This is a genomic window from Mesobacillus selenatarsenatis SF-1 (assembly GCF_000813125.1).
Lineage (GTDB): Bacteria > Bacillota > Bacilli > Bacillales > Cytobacillaceae > Mesobacillus > Mesobacillus selenatarsenatis.
This window is the reverse complement of the sequence record NZ_BASE01000120.1, coordinates 17,312-27,864: the sequence shown is the minus strand read 5'-3', so window position 1 is coordinate 27,864 and position 10,553 is coordinate 17,312. Positions and strand designations below refer to the sequence as shown.

Sequence of the window (10,553 nt, the reverse complement as noted above, 5' to 3'; positions counted from 1 at the left end):
TCTTCTTCAGTAACGTCTTCTTCAGTAGCGTCTTCTTCAGTAGCGTCTTCTTCAGTAACATCTTCTTCAGTTACTTCATCTTCAGTCACTTCAACAGACAAAGCAACAGCGGAATTTTCGTTAGCATTCAGTTTAGCTGTTTCACTTGCGTTGAAAGCTTTTGAATTAGCTTTGTTAACAGCAGAAGTGTTCACTGTATCTTCAGTAACGTCTTCTTCTGTATCTTCTTCTTCGTCTTCTTCGTCTTCTTCTTCTTCAGTTTTCACTGTTGCATCTGTATCAAGATCGATGTCTTCAGAATCAGAGTCATTTTCATCTTCTTCTTCAGTTTTTACAGTTGCATCTGCATCAAGGTCGATGTCTTCAGAATCCTCATCAGATTTTTCCTCTTCTTCATCTTCCTTTTTCATCTCAGTGTCAGCGTCAAGCTCAGCTTCTTCATCTTCTTGTTTTGTTGCTGTGTTTTCTTCAAGCTCAGCCGTTTCTTCCGATTCAGCATCTTTCTCTATGTCATCAGTTACAACTGGCTCTGCTTCAACAACTTCTTCAACAACAGGCTCCTGAGTCACAACTTCTTCAGTTGGAACTTCCTCAGCAGGTGCTTGTTGAACAGTTGAATGAACTGCTGCGTTTGGTGCTGCGTGCTTTTTAGCCGTTTCACTTGCATGAGTGCTTGCCTGTGATTTCGTTGCTTTTTCCTTAGCTTCTGCTTTTGGTGCTTTTACCTGAGGCTTGGCAGCAGGCTTTGCTGGAACAGCCGGTTTTGCTTTTACATCAGCTTTTTTAGCATTTTGAGCCTTTGCTGGTTTCACTGTGTGAGATTGTTCAACCTTAACTTTTTCAGGTCCTGCAGCTTGAGTGAATTGACCTCCAGTCAGTACTCCGATTGACAATACTCCAGCTAACATAAAAGACTTCACAACTTTAGTTCCATTAATATAATTATTCATTTTAATAATTCGCTCCCTTTTATTTAACGTTATCCGTGGCTACTTGGTCGGTATACGGTAAAAAAGCAGGAGCTTTGAGCGGTGGCGGTGATGGCGGGGCGTTGACCCATTGGCTTTGAAAAACAGCAACTCGCGATGTATAAGGCTGTAGGAGATTTAAATTAAATGATTCTTCCCAAACAAACCACTTATCGCTAAAGAATATGCTCGTGGTTCCATAACTTGTCCTGTCACTTGACGGCCCCCCTGAAGCCTTTGTGCGTGAAGGAGGATTAGGAAGGTTATCTCCCTTTGGAAACCTCTCCTGTTGGGATGAATCGTGTTCATCGTTTTCAACTGGAGGTGTTTTTTTGATTTCCGCTTTGGCCGTTCTTTTAACATTTGACGGCGTCTCTGCATAATCTCGGGCTGGCTCAACCTTTTCCTTTAACCCAGGTGATCTACGCTTTGGTTCTTTTACGTAATCTCCCTTATTATGTATGGATTTTAAAGCATCTTTATTGCTAGGTTTATCGCTATGCTTTGGTTTATGTTTTACCTGTTTTGACTTCTCGTTGATCAATGCCTTAGCCTTTTTAGGCAGGGCCGGTTTCTCATTTTTCTTGAGTGATGGAGCCTTCCCATTTGATTTCACGGCATCTGCAGGCTTCTCTTTGGGTTTTGCCTGAGCTGATTTTTGAACGACAGGCTTCTGCACCGAAGTGTTTTTTACAGCAGGTTCTGCTGGAGTTTTTTCAGAAGTCTTTGCATTCTCAGCCTTATCGGGCAGAGTAACTTGTTCAGCCGCCACAGGCTTTTGAGGAATTCCGGCATTTGACCCTTTTTCAGCAAAAGCGATGTCAGGTACCAACATAGCTGCACCAGCAATAAAGCCAGTAATGATCAGTTGTCGGAAGTGCATTCTTTCACCTCCTTCCAAAGCGGTATTCTATCTTCCGAAATAGCATTCTGGTTTTTAAACCTCTTTTTGTCGGTTTTTGAAGAACTTTATAACAAACCGTTCTTTTAACCTACCAGGCTATATAAAAAGATGTGTAAAGGCCCGCTACGATTTACCTTTCTTTTTGGTACATATTATTTAGAGTGGAAAATTAATGGAATTATTCTTACTTGCCCTTTTATAAAAAAGGAGTAGAATGTTAGTTATGCTTTAACCGTTTAAACGAAAGAAGGAAACAACATGAAAAATCTTCGAATCTATTTAATCCTTACAGGCGTCATGTTTTTGTGGGGAATGAATGTAACGGCTCTAAAAATTATAGTAGGGAATTTCCCGCCAATCACCATCACTTCGCTCCGCGTCTTCACGGCTGGAGTCACAGTGTTTATCATTCTATTTTTCTTGAAAAAAGTAAGGCTGCCATCCAGGAAAGAGTGGATATATATATTCGGCGGCTCAATCCTTAATGTGACTGGCCACCATTTGTTCCTTGGTATTGGTTTAAAAGTGACATCCGCGGTTAACGGTGGACTGATCCTCGGTATGGGACCATTGCTGACTGCATTGATGGCGATTTTATTCCTGGGGAAACGGCTGACATTCATACGGACACTCGGTTTTATCTTCGGAGGGATTGGCGTCTCATTGACTGTGATGGCAGGAAGTGCTGGAGTTTCAGGCATGTCGATTGGCGACTTTTATGTATTTCTTTCCATACTTTCACAGGCGATCAGCTTCATTATAATCTCCAAAGCAGCAAAAACTCTCGACCCGCGTCTGCTAACGGGATATATGCTGATCTTCGGTTCAATCCTGATGTTTTTCATCGGACTGTGGAAGGAGCCAAATGGATTGACAAGCTTAGGAAGTGCTTCGATTGGGGTATGGAGCGTGTTTTTCGCATCAGCGATCTTCGCCACCGCAGTAGGGCACATGCTCTACAATTACGCAATCGGAAAAGCTGGACCAGCGGAAGCATCCATTTTCCTGAACTTGAATACATTCCTGTCAATTATGTTCGCAGCCATCTTCCTCGGGGAGCATATTACATCTTCTCATCTGCTGGGATTGATTTTCATCGTTTCAGGTGTCATATTCGGCTCAGGAGCACTTGAGGAACTGGTACTGAGAAACAAGATAAAACGGAACGCAGCTTAATATTGAAATTAGATGCAGGGCTTCGGCTCTGCTTTTTTTAGCTAAAAAAACCTAACTGGTATTAAAATGATATTGAGGTCCAACGGGGAATAAATCAGCTTCAATGTGGACTAAATTCGAACCAAAGGAGATTAAATTTGATTCAACTGGGATAAAAACCAACCAAACGGGGATAAAGCTTTCAATCAAGTGGAAAATTTCCACAAGACACAGGTTGGCTGGACGGAAGTTTCCAAGTGTCCATTTATCCATGAAAGTGTCCTGAGACTGGACACTTCTTTCTCATAATCTCTTGATTTTAATGCTAGGCTCTGTTAAAGCCCATTGTTGTTTTATAGCCCTGTTGATTGTAGTGGAAGGCGCGTAGACTCCTGCGGGCTTAGCTGGTCAGATGAGACCCCGCAGGAGCGAAGCGACGAGGAGGCTCATCGCCAGCCCTGCGGAAAGCGAAGCGCCTGGAACGAAAATCAACAGTCTAGTTTAACAGAGCCTAATTCTAAACAGACCTGGCACGATTCTTGCTTTATATAAAACTACCAATTTTATAAAAGTGGAGGTCAAATAAAATGAAAATGAGTGAAGTTAGAGCGATTGTTACAGGTGGGGCGTCTGGTTTAGGGGAAGCAACTGTCAGGAGAATTGTAGAGCAAGGGGGTAAGGCTGCGATTCTTGACTTATCAGTAGAACGCGGCGATGCTCTCGTAAAAGAACTTGGGGAACAAGCAGTATTAATTAAAACAGATGTAACGAGCGAGGAAGAAGTATCGAATGCTATTAGTAAAGCGATTGAATCATTCGGATCAATTAACACGGTTGTTAACTGCGCTGGGATTGGGGTAGCGGGTAAGCTGTTATCTCGAAAAGGTGTCCATTCCTTGGACATGTTTTCAAAAGTAATCTCCATCAACTTGATCGGAACCTTTAATGTCATCAGGCTAGCTTCAGAGCAGATGTCAAAAAACGAAGCTAATGAATTCGGCGAGCGGGGGATCATCATTAATACAGCATCTGTTGCCGCCTTTGACGGCCAAATCGGGCAGGCTGCCTACAGTGCTTCAAAGGGCGGTGTTGTCGGTATGACACTGCCGATTGCAAGGGAGCTTGCTGCATATGGAATCAGGGTCATGACCATCGCACCAGGACTTTTCCATACGCCGATGTTCGACTCGCTGCCTGAAGAAGCAAGGGACTCGCTTGGTAAAATGGTGCCATTCCCGCAACGGCTCGGTTATCCAGAGGAATACGCCCAGCTTGCTGAAAGCATCCTGACAAACCCTATGCTGAATGGCGAAACAATCCGTCTTGATGGAGCCATCCGCATGCAGCCGAAATAATTAAGCGCAAGCCCTTTCTCATAATGATGAAAGGGTTTTTTGTGGAAAAATTTAAGCGTTGTTGAAATTCTCAAAAACGAATATGATATTTTTGCAATATAACAATTTAAGAGAGAGCAGGGACAACTAGAGTGACAACGAAATTTATTAGAATTTTTATGCTTATATTCCTGGCAGCTGCGGCTTCCTTCCCGCAGTTCGCATCTGCGATGGCGGAAGTGACTTCCTTCAGCCAGTCGACAGGGACGGTTGCATATCAAGGGAACGCTGTCCCTGGATACGTTAATTTTGAACTGAAAACAAGTGAACCAACACGCGGGTACATTTTAGCAGTGGGCAATGGTATCCAGACAAAAATCAACCTTTCTACCATGGATTATAAAACCACCCATAAAGTGGACTGGGTGCCATGGGATGATACGAAGAAAACTCCATTGCCAGCTGGAGAATACCAGCTAAAGGCTTATTTGACAGACCAAGGGTACAACCAGATGCAGGGTTATCCACTTGGCAAACTGACAGTTGTGGCGGAGGCTAATCCGAAGCCATTGATTGACAAGGTTTCAATCAATCCTGCTGTCTTCGCTCCAAAATACGGCGGAGCGTCAACAGTTCTGATTCCTTTCAATTTGAACCGTCCAGCAGAAGTCCAGTTAAGTATCTGGCAAAATGGTGCCGAAGTTTTTGCAGGCAGTAAAATGAAGCTATTGCCTGGCAGCCATACAGTTAGCTGGAATGGAACAGATAAAAGTGGAAGAATGGTTCAAGATGGAACCTATGAGATTCACTTCAAGTATATTGAAACAGCATACAACTATCCTGCCACCACACAATCAGCCCAGAAAGCTGGAACGATTACTATCAAGGATGGCGAATATAACATTCCGTTGTGGAGAATGAAGGAAGTCATCACGGACGCTGTCTTCACTTCTGAAACAATCAGCCCAGATGGTGACGGTGTTAACGACACTGTTACAGGTCAATTTACATTAGCAGAGCCTGCAAAAGTTTCAGTTTACATTGCGAACGCCGCAGGCGCCCATATGAAAAATGTTGTTACCGAGCAGTCATTCCAGGCGGGAACTCATACTTTTGCTTGGGATGGAACTGACTTTATGGGAGGCAAAGCGGTTAACGGAAACTATTATATTAAAGTAATGGTGATTGAAGGAACGAGTGCAGGCTATATCTCTTTTACAGACTCAGTGCGGTTTGAAGGCGGCTATGAGTTTAAAGCACTCCAGCCTGAAAAACGTGTCAGGGTGATTGCAGAAACAGCAAAGCTTTCTGTGTATCCAATGGACCAGGGCTATACTGCTGTAAAAGGTGATACCTTCCCGCTAATGACTGAAACAATCGAGAATGGAAAGTATCAGGTACTTGTAAAGGAAGGTGTGTCAGGAACAATAAATGTAAGCGATGTTGAGCTTGTTGTCGAAGCAGCGCCACCGGCAGTTCCAAACACTGCAGAATACACTGTGGTGAGTGGTGACACACTTTGGAAAATTGCAGCCAAGTTCAACACGACAATTTCTGAAATTGTTACTCTGAACAACCTTGATCCAAATAAATACTTGTATGTTGGTCAAAAGCTAAAAGTACCGGCGACTGTTTCTCCTGAACCAGCAGCACAGCTTGTTATCCATACGGTTCAATCAGGTGATACTCTCTGGAAGATTGCCCAAAAGTATGGCACAACAATTGACGCCATCGTAAAAGCGAACAATCTTGACCCAGCTATGTACCTGTATATCGGCCAAAAGCTTACGATTCCATCTTCAACTTCAACAACTCCGGAACCGCCGGCTGTCCAGCCTGTCATCCACACAGTTGTGAGCGGTGACACGCTTTGGAAAATCAGTGTCAAATATGGCACGACAATTGATGCAATCGTAAAAGCGAATAATCTCGACCCGGCCAAGTACTTGTATATTGGTCAAAAGCTTACGATTCCAAGCTAGTTCAGAGCCTGCTCCTCATTTAGGAGCAGGTTTTTTTACATCCAAAAGTGTACCTTTACCTAACAGTGCTATATAATTGAAGTTATAATATTCAGAAATCTCTCGTTTAGAGGAGGGAAATGATTGATTGAATTCAAGGATATTGTGACTCCTGTCGACTGCGAGGTCACGGTTGAAACAACATTGCGAGACGCGCTTGAAATTTTTAAAAAGAAGAAGTGGAATCTGCTGCCGGTGACAGATGCAGAACAAAATTTGCAGGGGGTTTTTACCCGGAGCGGACTTTATCAGATGGTTCTAGATGGCGGTCCGCTGGATGCACCAATCCAGCCATACATAAAAAAGCAAGCAAGGTCAATCCGGATTGATACCCCTTACCGGGAAATCGAGCAAATTGTAAAAACGAGTAAGGTTGGCACAGGAGTGGTGCTGGATGAGCAAAACAAGGTCATCGGTTTACTGACCAAGACAGACATGGTGGGCGCTCTCTTGAAATCTGCGAATACTCTCAAGGATCAGCTGGAAACAATCCTGCAGCACTCCAATATCGGGGTACTCATGACTGACGGCGGGATGCAGGTAGTTTATGCAAATGAAGCTTTTGCCAAAATCAGCGGCCGGTCTATTGATTCAATAATGTCCAGGGCGCTTGACGAGATTTTTCCAGGCTTGCTGAATGAAGGTAATACGCCTCATCATTATGAAAAATTCAAATCGATTCTTCATATCTCTTCCTATGAAACTGTAAATCATGAAGAAGGAAAAATTCTGTTGTTCCAGGATATTTCCGAATTTGAAAAAATGGCAGAAGAACTGGAGACTGTCAAAAAGCTGAAGCTGACAATCGAGACGACGCTCGAGAATGCGTATGATGGAATCCTGATGACCGATGAAAAGAACATGATCACAATGGTCAGCCCCCCGCTGCTCGAACTGTTTAACCTAGTAAAAACAGAAGTGTTGTATAAACCAGTTGATCAAGTACTTCCGCAACTGAAGCTTGGCAATGTATTTAGTTCGGAAATGGCGGAAGTCAGCGATTTTCACGAAATGAAAGGAATAAGATATATTGTCCATCGAATTCCAATCAAGAAGGATGGCAAGGTAATCGGAGCGATTGGAAAAGTGATGTTCCGCCAGTTGAATGAGGTCAGCGAGCTGTTCAAGAGACTTCAAAAAGCGGAAAACAAGGCAAGCTTTTACCATCAGCAGCTGCAGAAATCAGAGTCCGCAAGATTTACGTGGGATCATATATTAAGCAAAGATTCTTATATGGAAAAATTAAAGAAAAGTGCCGCCAAAGCAGCGAAAGGAAGATCCACAGTACTGGTCAGAGGAGAAAGCGGGACAGGGAAGGAATTGTTCGCGCATGCCATCCATAACAGCAGTGCCAGGAGCGATGGCAAGTTTGTTGTCGTCAATTGTGCCGCTATCCCAGAGGACCTGCTCGAATCAGAGTTTTTCGGATATGAAGAGGGTGCCTTCACAGGGGCAAAGCAACGCGGTAAGATCGGCAAGTTTGACCTGGCGAATGGTGGTACGCTTTTTCTCGATGAAATCGGTGATATGTCACTCTCCCTCCAGGCGAAACTGCTGAGAGTCCTGCAGGAGCGAGAGTTTTACAGAGTGGGCGGAAATGTCCGGGTGAAGGTCGATGTCCGTATTATCGCGGCGACGAACCGCAATCTGGAAGAGATGGTAAAGCAGGGAGAGTTCAGGGAGGACCTATACTATCGCCTGAATGTCATATCGTTGAATATTCCGCCCTTGAGGAATCGCGTGCAAGATGTCGAGTATTTGATCACTGGCTTAATGAGGGAATTGAACTCGATGTTGGGAACGAGCATCACGGGTATCTCATCACAGGCAATGACCGCACTCCTACGCTACGGGTGGCCAGGCAATGTGCGGGAACTGAGGAATGTCCTTGAGCGGGCAATGACCTTTGCCGAGCATGGGAAAATTCAGGCTGAGGACCTGCCAGACTATCTAATATCGCAACTATCCAGGCCGGTTACCGAACAAATTAGTCTTGCCGAGGATGCCGAGCTAGGAGCCATCAAAAAAGCTCTTTCCCAGACGAACGGAAACAAGGCTAAGGCAGCAAGACTGCTGGGCATTAGCCGATCAGGCCTTTATGAAAAAATAAAGAAATACCAGCTGAGCGTTTAGGTTCGAACTGGAAAAAACACGTGGTTTTTTCCAGTTCGCCAATAAATCCTGAAAATCGCCAATAAAATCAAATTATCGCCAATAAAATTAGAATATCGCCAATAAAATTAGAATATCGCCAATAAAATTAGAATATCGCCAATAAACTTGTGAACTCCGCCAATAAAAAAATTAATGTTGTGTATCGCACTCAACAAGATTAGAATATCCTCAATAAAATCAGAACATCAATCAATAAAGTTGCAAAATCCACTAATAAAACTAGATATGAGCCAATTTCCTTTCAACAGGTTGTTTGTCTGGAACTTAAATGAGTAGTCGCCATCAAAGTGTCCAAACAAGGTGTCCAATTTCCGGACACTTCAATAAACACCATCAATGACTCTTACTTGATTTTACTGCATTTATTATTTTTGGAAAATTGGCATAATTATTGCATATAAAAATATGAATGCGTTTTCAAATTTAATCAGGGGGGAAGCTCAGTATGGATATTGGCTCATATTTAGCGCAAAATGCCAGGAAAACACCAGAGAAGCTTGCAATAGAATGTGAAGGCAGGAGCTTTACGTACCAGCAATTTAATGAAGAAGTGAACAAGCTGGCCCATGGACTGCTCAGCCTGGGAATTAGTAAAGGCGAGAGAATTGCTTTGATGATGAAGAACTCTGATCAGTTTGTATTTGCTTTTTTTGCAGGTGCTAAAATCGGTGCGGTGATTGTGCCGGTGAATTTCCGCCTGACAGCATCCGAGGTCCATTACATACTCGAACAGTCCGGCACTGTGTTGGTGATTTGCGATGATGAGTTCGAGGATATCATTACTTCAGCACGAGAAGGAACAAATGCAGCGCATGTCATCACTACTGGAACCCCTAAAGCAGTAGGACATCATTCATTCAATAATGTCCTTTCCGAAAATGTGAATGATCCGCAAATTGATGTAGGCGATGATGATGATCTGGAAATCTTGTATACATCCGGGACGACTGGCAGGCCAAAGGGGGCCTTGTTTGATCATAAACGAGTGTTCAATGTCGGGCTGACGATGATGATCAGCATGGGGATCAACCAGGAGGAAAGAATCCTCCATATCGCCCCGCTATTCCATTCGGCACAGCTAAATCTGTTCCTGGTTTCGGGCGTAGTCCTTGGGGCCACTCATATCATCCATCGGGACTTTCATCCGGTTACGACGCTTCAAGCGATCCAACAGCATAAAATCACCCACTTCTTTGGAGTTCCGGCGATGTACAACTTTATGCTGCAGGTGCCGAATGCATCTGATTACGACCTTACTTCAATTAAAAGATGCGGCTATGGCGCTGCACCAATGGCTCCGGAACTCGTCCGTAAGAGCATGGAGCTTTTCAAGACTGACCAATTTTACAATCTATGCGGCCTGACCGAGGCTGGTCCTGGCGGCATTCTGCTCGGTCCAGAAGGGCACAGGCACCACCTTGGAAAGGGAGGAAAAGCCGCGTTCCTGACAGAAGCGAGAGTGGTGGATGAAGAAGGTAAGGATATTAAGCCTGGTGCAGTCGGTGAGTTCATCATCAAAGGCGAGTCTATTATGAAAGAATACTATAAAAAGCCTGAAGAAACGGCTAAAACAATCAAGGACGGCTGGCTGTATACCGGTGACCTGGCTACGGTCGATGAAAACAGATATATCACACTGGTCGATCGGAAAAAAGACATGATCATTTCCGGCGGGGAAAATGTGTATTCAATTGAAGTAGAAGAGGTTCTTTATGAACACCCTGCCGTACTGGAAGCAGCAATCATCGGTCTGCCGGATGAAGTCTGGGGAGAAGCCGTCTGCGCAGTCATCGTACCAAAGCAGGATGCAATTGTTGATGAGCAGGAGCTTAAGAGTTTTTGCCGCCAAAAACTTGCAGGATACAAAGTTCCGAGAAAGATATTTATCGAAGAGGCATTGCCAAGGAATGCTTCAGGTAAAATACTGAAATACCAACTTCGCCAGAAACTGAATGAAGTGAAGCTTTAATAGTTTGAGAGAAAAGGGGAGATACAA

Annotated in this window: 7 protein-coding genes; 5 read left to right on the top strand and 2 right to left on the bottom strand. The window is 43.9% G+C overall.

All coding sequences use genetic code 11. From position 1 onward, the window contains the following. Both TY49_RS21645 and TY49_RS21640 read right to left on the bottom strand, forming a co-directional pair. Positions 1–950, bottom strand: a 950-nt coding sequence (locus TY49_RS21645) for a hypothetical protein (RefSeq protein WP_041967987.1), incomplete at its 3' end; no start/stop codon positions are given. Between the two features lie 19 nt (positions 951–969). After that, positions 970–1,869 (bottom strand): hypothetical protein, encoded by a 900-nt coding sequence (locus TY49_RS21640; protein WP_198135660.1) that lies wholly within the window; start codon positions 1,867–1,869, stop codon positions 970–972. Between the two features lie 261 nt (positions 1,870–2,130). Here TY49_RS21640 and TY49_RS21635 point away from each other — a divergent pair, with 261 nt between their 5' ends. From TY49_RS21635 to TY49_RS21615, 5 genes are all read left to right on the top strand, one after another. Continuing rightward, complete coding sequence (locus tag TY49_RS21635) at positions 2,131–3,048, top strand: DMT family transporter (protein WP_041967985.1); 918 nt, start codon at positions 2,131–2,133, stop codon at positions 3,046–3,048. Positions 3,049–3,614: 566 nt separating this feature from the next. Continuing rightward, positions 3,615–4,382, top strand: coding sequence for a 3-hydroxyacyl-CoA dehydrogenase (locus tag TY49_RS21630; RefSeq protein ID WP_041967984.1), 768 nt, complete (start codon positions 3,615–3,617; stop codon positions 4,380–4,382). A gap of 131 nt (positions 4,383–4,513) precedes the next feature. Continuing rightward, positions 4,514–6,343, top strand: coding sequence for a LysM peptidoglycan-binding domain-containing protein (locus tag TY49_RS24025; RefSeq protein WP_052442265.1), 1,830 nt, complete (start codon positions 4,514–4,516; stop codon positions 6,341–6,343). 123 nt (positions 6,344–6,466) lie between these two features. Further along, the gene (locus TY49_RS21620; RefSeq protein WP_041967983.1) at positions 6,467–8,515 is read left to right on the top strand and encodes a sigma-54-dependent Fis family transcriptional regulator; all 2,049 of its coding nucleotides are present in this window, start codon (positions 6,467–6,469) and stop codon (positions 8,513–8,515) included. Between the two features lie 487 nt (positions 8,516–9,002). Then, on the top strand, positions 9,003–10,526 hold the full coding sequence (locus TY49_RS21615; protein WP_041967982.1) for a class I adenylate-forming enzyme family protein: 1,524 nt from the start codon (positions 9,003–9,005) through the stop codon (positions 10,524–10,526). Positions 10,527–10,553: the final 27 nt, after the last annotated feature.